This is a genomic window from Oerskovia douganii (assembly GCF_015142735.1).
GTDB classification, from domain to species: Bacteria; Actinomycetota; Actinomycetes; order Actinomycetales; family Cellulomonadaceae; genus Oerskovia; species Oerskovia douganii.
The window spans coordinates 224,724-242,276 of the sequence record NZ_JACSPN010000001.1 but is presented as its reverse complement, the minus strand read 5'-3'; the positions used below and the strand labels follow the sequence as shown (position 1 = coordinate 242,276).

19 protein-coding genes are annotated in these 17,553 nt (G+C 73.2%); 9 read left to right on the top strand and 10 right to left on the bottom strand.

Annotation, left to right across the window (positions count from 1 at the left end):
• Positions 1 to 20: 20 nt before the first annotated feature.
• Entirely contained in the window at positions 21 to 872 is an 852-nt protein-coding gene (locus H9623_RS01060) for a DNA-formamidopyrimidine glycosylase family protein (protein WP_193718231.1), read from the top strand.
• Positions 873 to 895: 23 nt separating this feature from the next.
• Here H9623_RS01060 and H9623_RS01055 read toward each other — a convergent pair whose 3' ends face one another.
• The 3 genes from H9623_RS01055 to pgsA form a co-directional block, all read right to left on the bottom strand.
• Positions 896 to 1,243: a helix-turn-helix domain-containing protein gene (locus tag H9623_RS01055; RefSeq protein WP_030150559.1), complete on the bottom strand. Its 348-nt coding sequence runs from the start codon at positions 1,241 to 1,243 to the stop codon at positions 896 to 898.
• Positions 1,244 to 1,564: 321 nt separating this feature from the next.
• Positions 1,565 to 2,056: a CinA family protein gene (locus H9623_RS01050; protein WP_193718230.1), complete on the bottom strand. Its 492-nt coding sequence runs from the start codon at positions 2,054 to 2,056 to the stop codon at positions 1,565 to 1,567.
• A 7-nt stretch (positions 2,057 to 2,063) separates the two neighbouring features.
• The gene (pgsA, locus tag H9623_RS01045; RefSeq protein WP_193718229.1) at positions 2,064 to 2,663 is read right to left on the bottom strand and encodes a CDP-diacylglycerol--glycerol-3-phosphate 3-phosphatidyltransferase; all 600 of its coding nucleotides are present in this window, start codon (positions 2,661 to 2,663) and stop codon (positions 2,064 to 2,066) included.
• A gap of 145 nt (positions 2,664 to 2,808) precedes the next feature.
• Between pgsA and H9623_RS01040 the strand changes: the two genes are divergently transcribed.
• Positions 2,809 to 4,083, top strand: coding sequence for a CapA family protein (locus tag H9623_RS01040; protein WP_321575188.1), 1,275 nt, complete (start codon positions 2,809 to 2,811; stop codon positions 4,081 to 4,083).
• Between the two features lie 30 nt (positions 4,084 to 4,113).
• Here H9623_RS01040 and H9623_RS01035 read toward each other — a convergent pair whose 3' ends face one another.
• On the bottom strand, positions 4,114 to 6,909 hold the full coding sequence (locus H9623_RS01035; protein WP_193718228.1) for an FtsK/SpoIIIE family DNA translocase: 2,796 nt from the start codon (positions 6,907 to 6,909) through the stop codon (positions 4,114 to 4,116).
• A 140-nt stretch (positions 6,910 to 7,049) separates the two neighbouring features.
• Between H9623_RS01035 and H9623_RS01030 the strand changes: the two genes are divergently transcribed.
• Positions 7,050 to 7,985 carry an MBL fold metallo-hydrolase gene (locus H9623_RS01030; RefSeq protein WP_193718227.1) on the top strand — a complete coding sequence of 312 codons (936 nt, stop codon included), beginning with the start codon at positions 7,050 to 7,052 and terminating at the stop codon, positions 7,983 to 7,985.
• Here the strand turns inward: H9623_RS01030 and H9623_RS01025 are convergent.
• From H9623_RS01025 to dapA, 4 genes are all read right to left on the bottom strand, one after another.
• Complete coding sequence (locus H9623_RS01025; protein WP_193718226.1) at positions 7,982 to 8,347, bottom strand: Imm51 family immunity protein; 366 nt, start codon at positions 8,345 to 8,347, stop codon at positions 7,982 to 7,984. The genes H9623_RS01030 and H9623_RS01025 overlap by 4 nt on opposite strands.
• 64 nt (positions 8,348 to 8,411) lie before the next feature.
• On the bottom strand, positions 8,412 to 9,155 hold the full coding sequence (locus H9623_RS01020; protein WP_193718225.1) for a DUF4328 domain-containing protein: 744 nt from the start codon (positions 9,153 to 9,155) through the stop codon (positions 8,412 to 8,414).
• Between the two features lie 109 nt (positions 9,156 to 9,264).
• Complete coding sequence (locus tag H9623_RS01015; protein WP_193718224.1) at positions 9,265 to 10,950, bottom strand: ribonuclease J; 1,686 nt, start codon at positions 10,948 to 10,950, stop codon at positions 9,265 to 9,267.
• A 37-nt stretch (positions 10,951 to 10,987) separates the two neighbouring features.
• Positions 10,988 to 11,914, bottom strand: a complete 927-nt coding sequence (gene dapA / locus H9623_RS01010; RefSeq protein WP_193718223.1) for a 4-hydroxy-tetrahydrodipicolinate synthase — start codon at positions 11,912 to 11,914, stop codon at positions 10,988 to 10,990.
• Positions 11,915 to 12,112: 198 nt separating this feature from the next.
• On the opposite strand from dapA, the gene H9623_RS01005 reads away from it, so the two are divergent.
• The 6 genes from H9623_RS01005 (at position 12,113) to H9623_RS00980 (ending at position 16,134) form a co-directional block, all read left to right on the top strand.
• On the top strand, positions 12,113 to 13,591 hold the full coding sequence (locus H9623_RS01005; protein WP_193718222.1) for an NAD-dependent succinate-semialdehyde dehydrogenase: 1,479 nt from the start codon (positions 12,113 to 12,115) through the stop codon (positions 13,589 to 13,591).
• 110 nt (positions 13,592 to 13,701) lie between these two features.
• On the top strand, positions 13,702 to 13,842 hold the full coding sequence (locus tag H9623_RS01000; protein WP_193718221.1) for a hypothetical protein: 141 nt from the start codon (positions 13,702 to 13,704) through the stop codon (positions 13,840 to 13,842).
• A gap of 12 nt (positions 13,843 to 13,854) precedes the next feature.
• Complete coding sequence (locus H9623_RS00995; protein ID WP_193718220.1) at positions 13,855 to 14,322, top strand: TIGR00645 family protein; 468 nt, start codon at positions 13,855 to 13,857, stop codon at positions 14,320 to 14,322.
• 31 nt (positions 14,323 to 14,353) lie between these two features.
• Positions 14,354 to 15,265, top strand: coding sequence for an AzlC family ABC transporter permease (locus tag H9623_RS00990; RefSeq protein WP_193718219.1), 912 nt, complete (start codon positions 14,354 to 14,356; stop codon positions 15,263 to 15,265).
• Positions 15,265 to 15,585 carry an AzlD domain-containing protein gene (locus H9623_RS00985; RefSeq protein ID WP_193718218.1) on the top strand — a complete coding sequence of 107 codons (321 nt, stop codon included), beginning with the start codon at positions 15,265 to 15,267 and terminating at the stop codon, positions 15,583 to 15,585. Before H9623_RS00990 ends, H9623_RS00985 begins: the two co-directional genes overlap by 1 nt.
• Positions 15,586 to 15,624: 39 nt before the next feature.
• Positions 15,625 to 16,134 (top strand): GNAT family N-acetyltransferase, encoded by a 510-nt coding sequence (locus tag H9623_RS00980; RefSeq protein WP_193718217.1) that lies wholly within the window; start codon positions 15,625 to 15,627, stop codon positions 16,132 to 16,134.
• A gap of 82 nt (positions 16,135 to 16,216) precedes the next feature.
• Here the strand turns inward: H9623_RS00980 and H9623_RS00975 are convergent, their stop codons facing one another.
• Both H9623_RS00975 and dapB read right to left on the bottom strand, forming a co-directional pair.
• A complete protein-coding gene (locus H9623_RS00975; protein ID WP_193718216.1) occupies positions 16,217 to 16,681 on the bottom strand; it encodes a hypothetical protein in 465 nt (154 codons plus the stop codon).
• Complete coding sequence (dapB, locus tag H9623_RS00970; protein WP_193718335.1) at positions 16,678 to 17,397, bottom strand: 4-hydroxy-tetrahydrodipicolinate reductase; 720 nt, start codon at positions 17,395 to 17,397, stop codon at positions 16,678 to 16,680. The genes H9623_RS00975 and dapB overlap by 4 nt, the downstream gene beginning before the upstream one ends.
• Positions 17,398 to 17,553: the final 156 nt, after the last annotated feature.

Sequence of the window (17,553 nt, the reverse complement as noted above, 5' to 3'; positions counted from 1 at the left end):
CGTCCAGGAAGGGGGCCGCCGTGCCTGAGGGCGACGTCGTCCGGGTCACCGCGCAACGCCTCGACGCCGCGCTGAGCGGGCGGGTCCTGGAGCGCGCAGAGCTGCGCTGGGCCGACGCAGGCGGTGTCGACCTGACCGGTCGCGCCGTGACGGAGGTCCGGGCCCACGCGAAGCACCTCCTGACCCGGCTCGACGACGGCACGACCCTGCACACGCACCTGCGGATGGAGGGCAGCTGGCGCGTCGCCCGCACGGGGTCGAGCGCGGCCGCCGCGCGGGGAAGCACGGTACGGGCCGTCCTGGCGAACGAGCTCTGGACGTGCGTCGGGGATCGGCTCGGGATGCTCGACCTCGTCCGGACGCGCGACGAGCACGAGCTGCTGGGTCACCTGGGCCCGGACATCCTCGCCGACGACTTCCTCACGGCCCCCGAGGCGGGCGTCGGGCTCGCGCTGACCCGTCTGCGTGCTGCTGCCGCGGAGGGCGGTTTCCCTGCCCAGGTCGCGGTGGGCGGCCGCCCCGCGGGTGGGGTCGAGACAGGGCCGCTCCCCCTCGCCGACGCGCTGCTCGACCAGCGCGGTGTCTCCGGCCTGGGCACGATCTACGTGGCCGAGGGCCTGTTCGCCCAGGGGCTGTGGCCCTGGACCCCGGTGGACGACGTTCCCGACCGCGATCTCGAGGCGCTGCTGCGCACGACCCGCGGCCTCATGCTCCGCTCCGTCGCGGAGGGTGTGGGCACCGTGCGCCGTCACGTCCACGGCAGAGCACGACGGGCGTGCCACCGGTGTGGCACGCCCGTCGCTGTCGCCCGGGCGAACGAGGCGCCGTTCGAGCGACCGATCTTCTACTGTCCGAGCTGTCAGAAGCCCTGAGCCCGCGAAGGCCGAAGACCCCGTCAGCCGACCGGCTGCAGGTCCTCCCGCATGCGTCGCGCGCTCTCGGCCGCGGCACCGCGACCCATGAGGCTCGTCGCGAAGTCGGCGGGGATCGTGTCGGGGATCATGAGTCCCTCGGCCACGGCGACCCGGTCGCTGACCTCTCGCAGCACGACCGACATGGGGATGTCGAGCGCCTCGCAGATGGAGCCCAGCAGCTCGGACGACGCTTCCTTCTGGCCGCGCTCGACCTCGCTGAGGTAGCCCAGGGAGACGCGTGCAGCCGAGGACACCTCTCGCAGGGTGCGGCCCTGTCGCTGGCGAGCGTCTCGCAGCACGTCCCCGATCTCTCGTCGAAGAACAATCATCTGGCGGCCCCCTTCCGTGTCCCGTGCGACCGGAGCCTGCCTGGCTCCGGTGGTGGTTCGCTGACCTGTCGTTCCCCGCGCCCCTCGCGTGGGGATCGTCCTACCGTACCCCGCACCCGGGGTTGTCTCATGCGCTGATCTGTTGAATGGCCTGTTGGCGATCACGTGCTGTTCAACGCGCTTCCTCCCAGGGTTGTTCCCGCACCGGGGAGACGTCCACGACGTTGCCGGGAGTTCACGAACTCTCCACGCACTCCCCAGCGTCCGCCCTCGTCCGGACCACTATGCGGCAAGCGGGTGGGTCGGCCGTCCCGGCGGAGGTCACCCGGCGACGACTCTCGACGCGAGTCGGAGGACGTGCGCGACCGCGGCCTCGCGGACCGCCGTCCGGTCGCCGGCGAGGTGCAGCTCGCGGACCTCGACGTGCTCGGGCGTCGCGACGGCCACGAAGACGAGGCCGGGCGCCTTGCCGTCCTGGGGGTCCGGTCCGGCCACGCCGGTCGTCGCGAGACCGACGTCGGCCCCCATGGCCTGGCGGGCCCCCTGCGCCATCTGCCGGGCGACCTCCGGGTCGACGGCGCCGCGTGCGTCGAGCAGTGCGGCGTCGACCCCCAGCAGGGTCGCCTTGAGGTCCGTCGCGTACGCCGTGACACCACCGCGCAGCACGGTCGACGCACCGGGGACCGCGACCAGGCGGGCTGCGAGGAGCCCTCCGGTCAGCGACTCGGCGACGGCGAGCGTCCAGCCGTGCGACGCCGTCGCGGCCAGGAGGCCGGCCGCGTCGCACGGGTCCGCCGTGCCCGCGTCCGCCACGGGGCCCTCAGCCCTGGTCGGCCGTCCTGGCCGCACGCAACGCGTCGCGGCGCAGGCGCCAGCCCTGGTAGGCGTACTCGACGCCCGTGACCACGGTCACGAGGAGCGCGACCACGAGCACGACCCAGCCGAGCACCGTGATCCACCCGGGCATCTGGTCGAGCGGGAGCAGGAAGATCGAGATGGCGACGGACTGCAGGACGGTCTTGAGCTTGCCGCCGCGCGAGGCCGGCATGACGGTGTACTTGAGGACCGCGAACCGCATGAGCGTGATGCCCAGCTCGCGCGCGAGGATGACGATCGTGACCCACCACGGCAGGTCACCGAGGGCCGAGAGCAGCACGAGCGCAGCACCGATGAGGAGCTTGTCCGCGATCGGGTCGAGGAGCTTGCCGAGGTCCGTGACGAGGTCGTACTTGCGGGCGAGGTACCCGTCGACCCGGTCCGTCGCGGCCGCGAGGACGAACAACGCCGTCGCGACGAGGCGCCAGGTGACCGTGTGCCCGCCGTCCGCGAGCAGGGCCCACGCGAAGAAGGGGACCACGGCGATCCGGGCGAGAGTGACCGCGTTCGCGGAGTTCCAGGGGGACGGGACGGCTGTGACCACACCACAAGCGTAGGCGGTGCTCGGCCCCTCGACCGACACGTCCAGATCCGGACTCGTCGGACCTGCCGGGAAGATCCCTCCCGCGTGCCCGGCTCCGCCGACCGTCCGCGTGCCGGACGCACGGCTCGCGCGCTAGTCTCGCGGCGTGAAGCGTCCTGTGCGCGCCCACCGCACGCGCCGCGTCGTCGCGGCGCTGCTCGCCGTGGTGCTCACCGTGTCCGTCCTGGTCCTCGCCGGGACGCTGGGGCACGACGGAGCCCCGCAGAGCGGGTCGCCACCCGCGTCCGACGCACCGGCACCCCCGGCACCCGAGCCGCCCGTGCCCGCGCCAGAACCCGACGTCGTCTTCACCGTCGTCGCCGCGGGCGACGTCCTGCCCCACCTCCAGGTCCACGCGTCCGCCCGCACGGACGCGGGCTACGACTTCAGCGAGCTGCTGGCGGGCACCGACGCCTGGGTCGGCGGGGCCGACCTCGCGCTGTGCCACCTCGAGGTCCCCTTCGCCTCCCCCGGCGGACGCCCCGCCGGGTACCCCGTGTTCGCGGCAGACGCCCACCTCGCGACCGACCTGCGCGAGCAGGGATGGGACGGCTGCTCGACCGCCTCGAACCACTCCCTGGACCAGGGGGCGCAGGGTGTCGCCACGACCCTCGACGTCCTCGACTCCGCGGGCCTGGGGCACGTCGGCACGGCCCGCAGCGCCGCCGAGGCCGCGACCCCCGCGGTGTACTCCCTCGAACGGGGCGGGCGGACGATCCGCGTGGCCCACCTCGCCGGCACGTACGGCACCAACGGGGCCCGGGTTCCCGCGTCGGCCCCGTGGTCGGTCTCCCTGCTCGACGGCGCCGACCTCGTCGAGCGCGCGCGATCGGCCCGCAGCGCAGGAGCAGACGTCGTGGTCGTGAGCATGCACGCAGGCGACGAGTACTCGACGCCTCCGACCGACCAGCAGGTCGGGACGGCGGCACTGCTCGCCGCCTCGGGCCAGGTCGACCTCCTGCTCGGGCACCATGCCCACGTCCCGCAGCCGACCGCGCTCCTGCCCGGCGGGCCGGGGGGCATGGGCATGTGGGTGGCCTACGGGCTCGGGAACTACGTGTCGAACCAGAGCGACCACTGCTGCGACGCGCGGACCGACTCGGGACTGCTCGTCACGGCGACCGTGACCCAGCCCGCGGGCGGGCCGGCCCGCGTGACACGGTTCGAGTGGACGGCGATCACCGTCGACCGCCTGAGCGGGCACGCCGTCGAGGTGCTCCCGGACGTGGCCGCGACGGGCACCCCGAGCCTGACGCCGGCCGACCTCGCTGCCCGCTACGACCGGGTCAGGTCCGCGGTGGGTGGTGCGGCTCCCGAACGGCTGACCCCTCCGGTCGCGACCGGAGGTCCACCCACCGTGGAACCCCGTCCCCGGCCCTGACGGGCCAGGAGACCGGACAGGGGCGGCAGCTCAGCGCTCGCGCCAGTCCGCCTCGTCGTCGGCGTCGTCGTGGTACTCCTGGGCCACGGGAGGCATGTGCCCGTCCGCGCCGTCGGAGTAGTCGCGACCGTTGCCCGCGGGGGGCGCACCGGCGTCGGCCTCGCCGTCGTACGCCTGCTCCCCCGGCTCGCCGCGCAGCATGGCGAGCGTCGCGGGCAGGTCCTCTGCCGTGAGCATGACCTCGCGCGCCTTGGACCCCTCGGAGGGGCCGACGATCTCCCGCGACTCGAGCAGGTCCATGAGCCGGCCGGCCTTGGCGAACCCGACGCGCAGCTTGCGCTGGAGCATCGAGGTCGACCCGAACTGCGTCGTGATGACGAGCTCGGCGGCCTGCAGGAGCAGGTCGAGGTCGTCGCCGATGTCCTCGTCGACCTGCTTCTTGGTCGCTGCCGAGGCCGCGACGTCGGTCCGGTAGGACGGCTTGAGCTGTGCCTTGACGTGCTCGACGACCGCGTGGACCTCGCTCTCGGCGACCCAGGCCCCCTGGACGCGCATGGGCTTGGCCGCCCCCATGGGCAGGAAGAGCGCGTCACCCTGGCCGATGAGCTTCTCGGCGCCGGGCTGGTCGAGCACGACGCGCGAGTCCGCGAGCGACGACGTCGCGAACGCGAGGCGTGAGGGCACGTTGGCCTTGATGAGTCCGGTGACGACGTCGACCGAGGGCCGCTGGGTCGCGAGCACCAGGTGGATGCCCGCGGCGCGGGCGAGCTGCGTGATGCGCTGGATCGAGGCCTCGACGTCGCGCGGGGCGACCATCATGAGGTCGGCGAGCTCGTCCACGACCACGAGCAGGTAGGGGTACGTCGCGATCTTGCGCTCGGAGCCGGGCAGGGGCTTGACCTTGCCGGCCCGGACCGCGGTGTTGAAGTCGTCGATGTGCTTGTACCCGAACATCGCGAGGTCGTCGTAGCGCGCGTCCATCTCCCGCACGACCCACTCGAGGGCCTCGGCGGCCTTCTTGGGGCTCGTGATGATGGGCGTGATGAGGTGCGGGATGCCCTCGTAGATCGTGAGCTCGACGCGCTTGGGGTCCACGAGGACCATGCGCACCTCCTCGGGCGTCGCCCGCATGAGGATCGAGACGATCATGGAGTTGATGAAGCTCGACTTGCCCGCGCCCGTCGCTCCCGCGACGAGGATGTGCGGCATCTTCGCGAGGTTCGCGACGACGTAGCCGCCCTCGACGTCCTTGCCGACGCCCATGACCATGGGGTGCTCGGTGCGCCGCGCGACGGAGGACCGCAGGACGTCGCCCAGGACCACGGTCTCGCGGTCGGTGTTGGGGATCTCGATGCCGATCGCGGACTTGCCGGGGATGGGCGAGAGGATGCGCACGTCGGCCGAGGCCACGGCGTAGGCGATGTTCTTGGAGAGGTTCGTGATGCGCTCGACCTTGACGGCGGGGCCGACCTCGACCTCGTAGCGGGTCACGGTCGGGCCGCGCGTGAAGCCCGTGACCTTGGCGTCGATCTCGAACTGCTCGAACACCCGGGTGAGCGACTCGACGACGCGGTCGTTCGCCGCGGAGCGCACCTTGTGGGGGGCACCCTTGACCAGGTCGTCCTCGGAAGGCAGCACGTAGACCGTGTCCCCTTCGAGCATGGGCTGGACGCCGCGGGGCACGGGGTTGTTGGGCGGCGGCGGGGGCGCGCTCGGCGAGGGCGTGGTGCGCCCGACGGACGGGATGACCTGGGTGGCCAGGTCGCCGGCGTCCTCGTGCTCCTCGGGCGGCGGGGGCGGCGGTCCGGCGGCCGCGCCACGGCGACCACGGGCGCTCTTGCGAGCCGCCTCCTCCTCGGCCTCGAGCATCGCGGCGCGCTCGAATGCCTCGTCGCCGACGTAGCCGCCCTCGAGCCGCTCGCGCTCGGCGGCCTCGGCCTCGCGGTCGGCCTTGGACTTGCGGCCGCGACCCACGCGGCGCTTGCGCGGCGCCTCGTCGGTGCCGTCGTGGCGCGAGACGCCGTCGGCGAGCTGGAGCCCGTCGTCGTCGCGCGGCGCGCGGCCGTCCTCGCCCTCGCGGTGGTTGCCCGTGAGCCGGTCGTAGATGCCCTGCAGGCGGCTCGGGATGGCGTGCACCGGCGTGGCCGTGACGACGAGGATCCCGAAGAAACCCAGCAGCAGGAACAGGGGGACGGCGAACCACTCGGTGAGCCCGGTGTGGACCGGGGTCGCGAACAGGTAGCCGATGATCCCGCCCGCGTCCTGGACGGCCTCGAAACCGTTGCGCGGCGCGGGCAGGTCCTCCGCGACGTGCACGAGCGAGCAGACGGACACCACGATGAACGAGAGCCCGATCGTGACGCGCGAGTTCGCCTGCGTGCGTTCCGGGTGCCGCATGATCCGGACGGCGAGCCAGACGAGCAGGACGGGCAGGGCGACCGCGGCGACGCCGAAGACGCCCGCCGCGACGGCGTGCACGGCCGTGCCGAAGGCGCCCGCGATCCCCCACCACTCGCGGGCCGCGACGATCACGGCGAGCGCGAGGAGGAGGAACGCGACGCCGTCGCGCCGATGTGAGGGGTCCAGCTCTCTTGCTCCCTTGCCGATACTGCGGGTGACCGCGCCGATCGCGTGCGCGCACCCCAGCCAGAGGCCACGCACAGCGCGGACGGGCCAGGGCGCGGGCCGGGCTGCCGGTCTGCGTGCCGACGAGCTCCGCGGGGCGCGGGACGCGCTCGATGATCCCCGCGAGCCGCCCGTCGTGCCACGCGGGGTGGCTTTGCGGGTGGTCGCGGGCCGTTTCGTCGAAGACGTCCGGGTCGCCATAGTACGCACCACGGTACCGGTGCACGCCAGGCCGTCCCCGCACCCGGAGGGCGCGTGTCCTGTGACGAATCCGGCACGGGTCACCGCCGACGCGCCCCTCGCGGTCGCGTCGCGGACCTGGCGAGGGGCAGGATCGGGGCATGAGGACCACTCCCCCGCCCCCGCGCGAGCTGCACGAGGTCGCCGACGGCGTCCATGTCGCGACGGCCGAGATCTGGACGAGCGTCACGACGGTCGTCGTCGCTCCTGACGGCCGGGCGCTGGTCGTGGACCCGGGCATCACGGTCGACGAGGTCGAGTCGCTCGCGGCGACCCTGTCCCGGCGCGGCTGGCGGGTCACCGCTGGCTTCTCGACGCACCCGCACTGGGACCACGTCCTGTGGTCGTCCTCGCTCGGGGACGTCCCGCGCTGGGCCTGCCCGACGGCGGTGCTCGCCCAGGAGCGGAGCCTCGCCGAGGACCTCGCGAAGGTCGAGCGCGCGGCGCCTGGCCACGACCTGTCGCTGGTCGGCCGGCTCACGCCGATCCCCCCGACCGCGGCGACCGGTTCGCGGACGGGCGCGGTGCACCTGCCGTGGCCGGACGGGCCCGGGCGAGCGACGCCGTCGGGCCGGGGGCGGGTCACCGGCGGTGAGGTCACGGGAGCGGGAGACCCGCTCGTGCTCGTGGTCGAGCACCGGGCGCACGCCCCGGGGCACGGCGCGCTCGTCCTGCCGGGGGCGGGCGTGATCGTGGTGGGCGACATGCTCTCGGACGTCGAGGTGCCGCTCCTGGACCTGAGCTCGACCGACCCCCTGGGCGACTACCGTGCGGGGCTCGACGCCCTCGAGGACGCGGTGTCGGAGCACGGCGTCCACACCCTGGTTCCCGGGCACGGGCACGTCTGCACGGGCAGCGACGCGGTCTGGGAGCGGTTCGGGGCCGACAGGGCCTACCTGGACGCCCTCGAGGAGGCGGCGCGCGACGGCACGGACGCGAGTGCGGGCGGCGACGCCCTGGACCCCCGGCTCGTCGGTGAGTGGATCCTGGGCGAGCACCGCACGCAGCTCGACCACCTGCGGCGCACCCGCTCCTAGTCGTCGAGGCCGAGCTCGACCGACCGGGCGAGGGCCGCGTCCAGGGCCGTGTCGTCGGCGATGATCCGCGACAGGTGCCGGGCTGCGACCAGGAGGGCGTCGAGGTCCGTGCCGTAGACGCTCAGCATGCCGCCCTCGGGGTCGAACCCGACCGCGTCGAGCGTCGCGGGCGACTCGTCGGTGAGCACGGCCTGGAGAGCACCCGCGAAGTCGTACCCCGACCCCTCGACCCCGTGACGCTCGAGCGTGTCCTTGTGCTGGAGGTACTCGGGACCACCGGGCGAGTAGATGATGCTCGAGCTCGCGTCGTGGGTCACGAGAAGGACGGGAGCGAGGTCTGCGAAGTCTGCCGAGGTTGCCATGGCCGCGAGACTAGCGAGGCGCACCGACACGTCGCCGCCCTAACCCGGGCGGCGACGCGTCGGCTCAGAACCGTTCGGCCTGCGCCTGGCCCTGCGCCGGGGCGTCCGCGGCGCGCTGCCCGGCCGACACCTCGCGGACGACCTTGGCCCACAGCGCCGCCGCCACGACGACCGCGAGCGCGGCGAGACCGTCGAAGACCGACAGTGCGCGCCAGACGTCCGGGTCGTCCGACCCCAGGAGCCGGGCACTGGCGTTGGTCGCGAACCCGAGGACGAGCCACGCCGCCCACCAGCCGCCCAGGCCGGGGCGCTTCTCGCGCAGCGTCGCCGCTCGGACGTCGCGCACCACCTGGTAGGGGAACCAGAGGGCGACGACGGGCACGAACCAGCCGAGCCACACCCACACGCGCGAGCGCGTGTGCGGCCAGCCGGGCGAGGCGGCCTCGGCGAACGTCCGGCTCTTCCAGAGCCAGACGACCGTCACGACCCCCGCGGCGAGCTCGACGAGGAGCGCGACGGAGGACAGCGCGTCGTAGGCGTCGAGGACGCCGGTCGGCACCTGCTCCCCTGCGACGATCGCATCGAGCGTCGCGACGGCCGGGAACGACACCAGGAACTGCACCACGACGACCAGCGCGACGGTCGCGGCGAGCACGACGGACGCCGTCCCCAGGCCGGGGGCCACGGGCCGGGGCGGCGGGCCCCAGTACGCGGGAGGCGGCAGGTGGCCACCGTAGGGGCGCATCGCCGGCAGGGCTGCCGGGACGGGCTGCGAGAACGGGACGTCGACGGGTGACTGGTCGGACAAGGCGGCCTCCTGGGCGCGAGCGGGGCGCCAGGATAGCGGCCCCGGACGCCCGTCGGGCGCACGGTCCAGGAGGACGGTGCGCCCGACGGTTCGTGCCTCGACGACCTCGTTACGCCTCGACGACGACCGGGACGATCATCGGACGGCGACGCAGGCGGTTGGAGACCCAGCGCCCGACCACGCGGCGCATGACCTGCTGGAGCTGGTGCACGTCCGTGGCACCTCCCGCGATCGAGTCCTCGAGGGCCTGGACGACCTGGGGACGGACGTCCTCGAACACCGCGTCGTCCTCGGCGAAGCCGCGCGCCAGGATGTGCGGGCCCGCGATGACCTTGCCCGTCGCGGAGTCGACCACGGCGAACAGGGAGATGAAGCCCTCCTCGCCGAGGATCTGACGGTCCTTGAGCTCGGCGTCCGTGAGCTCGCCGACGCTCGACCCGTCGACGTAGACGTAGCCGCACGGGACGGCGCCCACGACCGAGGCCTTGCCGTCGACGAGGTCCACGACCACGCCGTCCTCGGCGAGGATCACGCGGTCCGCGGGCACACCGGTCTTGACCGCGAGCGCACCGTTGGCCACGAGGTGACGGACCTCGCCGTGGACCGGCATGACGTTCTTGGGCCGCAGGATGTTGTAGCAGTAGATGAGCTCGCCCGCGCTCGCGTGACCCGAGACGTGCACCTTGGCGTTGCCGCCGTGCACGACGCGCGCGCCGAGGCGCGTGAGGCCGTTGATGATGCGGAAGACGGCGTTCTCGTTGCCCGGGATGAGCGAGGAGGCGAGGATCACGGTGTCGCCGTGGCTGACCGAGACCTTGTGGTCACCGTTGGCCATGCGCGACAGCGCGGCCATGGGCTCGCCCTGCGAGCCCGTGCACATGAGCACGATCTCGTCGTCGCGCAGCGAGTCGACCTTCTTGAGGTCGATCAGGACGCCGTCCGGCACCTTGAGGTAGCCGAGCTCGGCGGCGATGCCCATGTTGCGGACCATCGAGCGCCCGACGAGGGCGACGCGGCGCCCGTGGTTGTGCGCGGCGTTGAGGACCTGCTGGACGCGGTGCACGTGCGAGGAGAACGACGCGACGATGATCCGCTTGTCCGACGCGGCGAAGACCGAGTCCAGGACGGGGCCGATCTCGACCTCCGGGGTCACGAAGCCCGGGACCTCGGCGTTGGTCGAGTCGACCATGAACAGGTCGACGCCCTTCTCGCCCAGGCGTGCGAACGCGCGCAGGTCCGTGACGCGGCCGTCGAGCGGCAGCTGGTCCATCTTGAAGTCACCCGTGTGCAGGACCGTGCCGGCCCCCGTGGTGACCGCGACCGCGAGCGCGTCGGGGATGGAGTGGTTGACCGCGACGAACTCGCAGCTGAACGGACCGAAGGCGACCGTCTCGTCCTCCTTGACCACGCGGGTCACGGGGGCGATGCGGTGCTCCTTGAGCTTGGCCGAGATGAACGCGAGCGTGAGCTGCGAGCCCACCAGGGGGATGTCGCGGCGCAGGCGCAGCAGGTACGGCACGGCACCGATGTGGTCCTCGTGGCCGTGCGTCAGGATGATCGCCTCGATGTCGTCGAGACGGTCCTTGATGTAGTCGAAGTCCGGCAGGATCAGGTCCACGCCGGGCTGGTTGTCCTCGGGGAAGAGGACGCCGCAGTCGATGACGAGCAGGCGTCCGTCGTACTCGAGGACGGCCATGTTGCGTCCGACCTCGCCCAGGCCGCCGAGGGCGACGATGCGCAGGGCGCCGGCCGGCAGCGCGGGGGGAAGGGACAGTTCGGGGTGAGGGTGGCTCACGGGGCCTCCTGGCCTGTAGTTCAGCTGTTCTGCATGTTCAGCGTGGGCGCGGGGTCGCCGGGTCCAGCAGGCCGGAGGCCTCCAGACCGGCGCGGACGACGGCGACCTCGTCGTCCGTGGCTGCGACGTACGGCAGCCTGAGGTATCGGTTCTCGGTGACTCCGAGGATCTGGAGCGCGGCCTTGGCCATGACGGCCTGGAAGCCCGCTCCGTTGATGGCGTCGATCGTCGGGGTGACGGAGCGGAACGCCGCGAGGGCGGCCGCGTTGTCACCGGCGTCGAACGCCGCGACGACCTGCGCGAAGCGCGGTCCGACGACGTGCGCGGCGACGGAGACGATGCCGGCCCCGCCGTGCGCGAGGAGCGGCAGCAGCAGGGCGTCGTCCCCGCTGTACCAGGCGAGCCCGGTCGATTCGATGAGCTTGGCCGCGGTGTACACGTCGCCCGACGCGTCCTTGTTCGCGACGATCTGCTCGTGCGCGGCGAGGCGCTCGATGGTCGCGGGGGCGATGCGGACACCGGTGCGGCCCGGCACGTCGTAGATCATGACGGGCAGCGGCGTGGCGTCGGTGACGGCCACGATGTGCCGGTACAGCCCCTCCTGGGAGGGGCGCGAGTAGTAGGGGCTCACGACGAGGAGCCCGTGGGCGCCCGCCTCCGCGGCCTGCTCGGCCATACGGACGGCGTGCTGCGTGTCGTTCGACCCGGCGCCGGCGATCACGTGCGCGCGGTCCCCGACGGCGTCGACCACCGCGCGGACCAGCTCCGCCTTCTCCGGCGCGTGCGTCGTGGGCGACTCCCCGGTGGTCCCGTTGAGGACGATCCCGTCGTTCCCGTTGTCCACGAGGTGCTTCGCGACCTTGACCGCAGCGTCGAAGTCGATCTCTCCGGCGGGGGTCATCGGCGTGACCATCGCGGTCAGGACGGCGCCGAACGGTCGGGTCTGCGTGGGGGGAAGTGCCATGTGCACAAACTACCGCGCGCGCGGTGGATCCGGCGTGTCGGTCCACGGGTCCGTGAGCCCCGGTGCCGTGTCCGGGGTGGTTGGAGGCCGAGGTCACACCGGGAGCTGCTCCGGCGAGGTACCGCCGTCAGCCGCCCGCGCGACCCGGGTCGGGCCGACGTCGATGCGAACCCGGGCCGCTCGCGTGATACTCGAAGCATGTCGCCTGCCACCAACGCCCTGTCCCCCGCCCTGGTCTCGCACCTGCCGACGGGGCTGCTGATCGGCGGACACTGGGGTCCCGCCGAGGGCGGCCGCACGTTCGAGGTCGCCGACCCCGCGACCGAGGAGGTCCTGTTCGACGTCTCGGACGCGAACCCCGCGGACGGTCTGCGTGCGCTCGAGGCCGCGCATGCCGCGGCCCCGGCCTGGCGGGCGACACCGCCGCGCGAGCGTTCCGAGGTGCTGCGCGCGGTCTTCGCGACCCTCACGGCGCGCGCCGACGACATCGCGGCGCTCATCACGGCCGAGTGCGGCAAGCCGCTCGCCGAGGCCCGCGCAGAGGTCGTCTACGGCGCCGAGTTCCTGCGGTGGTACGCCGAGCAGGCAGTGCGCACCGACGGCCTGGTCCGCACGGCCCCGAGCGGCGCGAACAGGCAGCTCGTCTCACGTCGCCCGGTGGGCCCGGCGCTGCTCATCACGCCGTGGAACTTCCCCATCGCCATGGCGACGCGCAAGATCGGTCCGGCGCTCGCCGCGGGCTGCACGGTCGTGATCAAGCCCGCGCACCTGACGCCGCTCACGACGTCCCTGGTCGCGGAGATCATCCGCGGGCACCTCGAGGACCGCGGCCTGCCGACGGGTGCGGTCAACGTCGTCCCGACGTCGTCGGCCTCGGAGGTGACCACTCCGCTGCTCGCGGACCCCCGCCTGAGAAAGCTGTCCTTCACGGGGTCCACGGGCGTGGGCCGCACCCTCCTCAAGGGCGCGGCGGACCAGGTCCTGCGGACCTCGATGGAGCTCGGCGGCAACGCGCCGTTCCTCGTCTTCGCGGACGCCGACCTCGACGCCGCGGTCGAGGGCGCGCTGGTCGCCAAGCTCCGCAACACGGGCCAGAGCTGTGTGGCGGCCAACCGCTTCCTGGTGCACGACGCCGTCGCGCGCGACTTCGGTCAGCGCCTCGCCCGGGCCTTCGCGGAGCTGCGCGTGGGGCCGGGCAGCGAGGAGGGCGTGCAGGTGGGCCCGCTCATCGAGGCCAAGGCGGTCGACAAGGTCGACGAGCTGGTGTCGGTCGCGTCCGACGAGGGCGCACAGGTGCTCACGGGCGGGGACCGGCCCCGCTCACCCGGGTACTTCTACTCCCCCACGGTCCTGACCGGGGTCGACGCCGGCTCGCGTGCGGTGACCGAGGAGATCTTCGGCCCGGTCGCACCGATCGTCGCGTTCGCCGACGACGACGAGGGCATCGCGCTCGCGAACGACACCGAGTACGGCCTCGCGGCCTACGCGTACACGCGCGACCTGGCGCGCGCGATGCGCGTCGGGGAGGAGGTCGACGCCGGGATGATCGGCATCAACCGGGGGCTCGTGTCCGACGCGAGCGCACCGTTCGGCGGTATGAAGCAGTCCGGACTCGGCCGCGAGGGCGGCGAGGCCGGTCTCGAGGAGTACCTCGAGACCGTGTACGTCGCGCTCTGAGCCCCTCGTTCCCCGGTCATCGGGCGGGTGAGGAATTGGTACCGTAAAACGCGACAGACCGACCGGGCTCGCGCCCGGGCCGACCTCGCACCCCCACCGGAGTACCGCACGTGGCCTCGACCACCCCGAACCACCCCGCACTGACCGGCAAGCAGCACCCCGCCACCATCTCGCTCGGCTACTTCATCTTCGCGTCCCGCTGGCTCCAGGTCCCTCTGTACCTGGGTCTCATCGTCGCCCAGGTCGTCTAAGTCTGGCAGTTCATGAAGGAGCTCTGGCACCTCACGGAGGGCGCCTTCTCCGGCCACGGCCTCACCGAGGCCGACACCATGCTCTACGTCCTGGGGCTCGTCGACGTCGTCATGATCTCCAACCTCCTCATCATGGTGATCGTCGGCGGCTACGAGACGTTCGTCTCACGCATCCACCTCGACGAGCACCCCGACCAGCCGGAGTGGTTGAGCCACGTCAACGCGAACGTGCTCAAGACCAAGCTCGCGATGTCGATCATCGGGATCTCGTCGATCCACCTGCTGCGCACGTTCATCGACAGCGCCCGTATCCCCGAGCAGCAGATGCTCTGGCAGGTCGTCATCCACCTCGCGTTCGTCGTGAGCGCCCTGGCGCTGGCGCTCATCGACCGGATGTCGCTCACGGCGCACCAGCGGGCTGCCAACGCGGTCTCAGCCGGCGAGGCCGAACCCGACCGCCAGCTCGCGCCCGCGCACTGACCCCGACCCGACCCCTGACCTGGAGCGGACGATGACGACCACCCCGGAGCCCTCCCCGGACGCTGCCTCGTCCGGCGACGGCTCCGGTCGGTCGTCGTGGGCTGCGCGCCCCGTCGGGGACGAGGACCGCCTCGAGGTTCGCGCCGCCGTCCGGCAGGCCGTGTCCGTCTCGATCGCCACCGGGCTCTACGGCGTCTCGTTCGGGGCGCTCGCGGTCGTCGCGGGGCTGAACCTCGCGCAGACCATGGTGCTCAGCCTGCTCCTGTTCTCGGGCGGCTCGCAGTTCGCGCTCATCGGCGTCGTCGCCTCGGGCGGCACGTCCGCAGCGGCGATCACGACGGCCGGGCTGCTCGGCCTGCGCAACACCCTCTACGGCGCCCAGCTCTCGCCGCTGCTCGCGCTCCACGGCTGGCGGCGCGTGCTCGCGGCCCACCTGACGATCGACGAGTCGACCGCGGTCGCCACGGCCCAGAAGAGCCGCGCCGCGTTCCGTGCAGGGTTCTGGTGGACAGGGATCGGCATCTTCGTCGTCTGGAACCTGCTCACGCTGATCGGGGCGCTCGCAGGCGACGCCATGGGCGACCCCAAGGCATGGGGCCTCGACGCCGCCGCCGGGGCCGCGTTCCTCGCGCTCGTGTGGCCGCGGCTCGCGAGCCGCGTCATGCAGCTCACCGCGGCCCTGGCCGTGGTCGTCGCGGTCGTGCTGCTCCCGTTCGTCCCGCCGGGCGTCCCCGTCCTGGCGGCGGGGGCCGTCGCGATCGTGGTCGGCCAGGTCACCCGGCAGCCCAGGCAGCCCGTCACGGTCACGGAGTACGTGCCCGACGGCGCAGCGAGCGCCCCGCAGGACCGTGCCGGCGAGGCGTCGCCCGGCTCGCCCGACCCGGGTGTCCCGGGTGGTCCGGGCGACCTGCCCGCAGCGACCGACCGTCCCGAGGAGCCCTGATGTCCGACACCGCCCTGTGGGCCACCGTGATCGCGGCCTCGCTCGTGTGCCTGGGGCTCAAGCTCGCGGGGCACCTGATCCCCGAGCACTGGCTCGCGTCCGACCGCGTCTCGCGCACCGCCGCCCTCGTCACGGCGTCGCTGCTCGCGGCGCTCGTGGCCGTCCAGACGGTCGGTGACGGGCAGGGCATCATGCTCGACGCGCGCCTGCCCGCCCTGGGCGTCGCGGCCGTGGCCCTGGCCCTGCGGGCACCGTTCCTCGTCGTCGTGATCCTGGCTGCCGCGACGGCCGCGGGACTGCGCGCACTGGGCCTGCCGTGAGGGTCCTCCGTGGCCACGGGCTCGGGTAGGGTCTGGCGAATGGCACTCTTCAGCGAGTCGGCGGACGTCTCGGTCCGTCCGGCGGTCCCCGGCGACGAGGTCGCGGTGACCGCGATCCAGATCGAGTCCTGGCGGTCCGCGCACGGCGACGTGCTGGGCGCGGCGGTGATCGACGCGCTCGACGTGCCCCGGATGCAGGAGCAGTGGGCCGGGGCGGTCTCGTCCCCGCCCGGTCCGGGCTTCGCGGTGCTCGTGGCGCTCGCCGCGGACCGGGTCGTCGGCTTCGCGGCCGTGTCCCCGGGCCAGCTCGTCGCGCTCGAGGTGCTGCCGTCCCACCAACGGTCGGGGCACGGGTCACGGCTCCTGTCCGCGGCCGTCGACCGTCTGCGTCAGGACGGTTCGGAAGAGGTCGTGGCCTGGATCCTCGACGGCGACTCTGCGCGCGAGCAGTTCCTGGGCGGCGCGGGCCTGGGGCCGGACCAGCGCACCCGGACCCTGGCGACCGGGGTGCGTGACGTCGTCGAGCACCGGTGGAGCGCCACGATCTGACGCGCCCGTCACGGGCGGCGCCGGCACAGCCCGACGGCGCCGCTCGCCCCGGGCCGCTCGCCCGGCCGGGTGCGGGTCGCCCCTAGCGGGACGCCTTGCGCTCGGTGCGGTACATGCCCGCGGCCTTGCGCAGCATGGCGCGCGCCCGCTTGCGGTCCCCTGACGCGTCGTACGCGAACGCCACGTGGTACCAGGAGCGCCAGTCGTCGGGGTGCTCCTCGGCGCGGGCACGGTGCTCCTCGAAGGCCGCGTCGGCCGCGGCGCGGTCGATGCGACCTCCCGGTGAGCGCGGCAGGTCGTCGACGGGGAGCTCACCCGCCGCGGCGAGCTCGTCGGCCATCCGCTGGACCGTGAACGCGAGCCAGAACTCCCACGCGATGAGCCCGATCACGAGCAGCGGGATGAGCAGCACCCCGATCCCGATCGCGATCCCGGCCGGCTCGCCCGTGCCCATGAGCGCCGCAGCACGTCCCACGATCGCCCACACGTAGAGCGCGAGCAGGGCCGTGACGACCACGGCCCCGATCAGACCCTTGCGGTTCCTCACGACAGGTCCATGACGTTCTCGAGCCCGACCGTCAGGCCCGGCCGGGAGACGACCTCCCGGATGCCGAGCAGGACGCCCGGCATGAAGGACACGCGGTCGAACGAGTCCTGCCGGATGACGAGCTGCTCGCCCTCGTTGCCGAAGAGGATCTCCTCGTGCGCGACCAGGCCGCGCAGGCGCACGGCGTGCACCCGGACGCCGTCGACGTCGGCGCCGCGCGCCTCCCAGCCGGACTCGGTCGCGTCGGGGCTCGCCCCGAGGCCCGCCTCTGCCCGAGCCTTCGCGATCGCGCCTGCGGTGTGCGTCGCGGTGCCGCTCGGAGCGTCGACCTTGTTCGGGTGGTGGAGCTCGATGACCTCGGCCGACTCGAAGTAGCGCGCGGCCTTGGCCGCGAACGTCATGGCCAGGACGGCGGACAGGCCGAAGTTGGGGGCGATCAGCACCCCCACGCTCGTGCCCTCGGCCGCCTTGCGGCCCAGGTGTGCGACGAGGCGCCCGCGGCTCACGTCCGTCCAGCCCGTGGTGCCCACGACCGCGTGGACGCCCAGGTCGATCAGCGCGTGCACGTTGTCCTCGGTGACCGCAGGCACCGTGAAGTCGACCGCGACCTGGGCGCCCGCGGCGGCGACCTGCGCCAGGTCGTCCCCCGCGTCGATCCGAGCGACCAGCTCCATGTCCGGGGCGGCCTCGACCGCAGCGCACACCGTGGCGCCCATGCGCCCGGCGGCCCCCAGGACGGCGACCTTGATCGGTGTCGCGGCGGCGGGCTCGTGGGACGGCTGGGGGGCGTTCTGGGCAGGGGTCACGTCGTTCGAGGTCACCCGACAACCCTAGCCGCAACGCGAGGAGGGGGGGGGGGGGGGGGGGGGCGC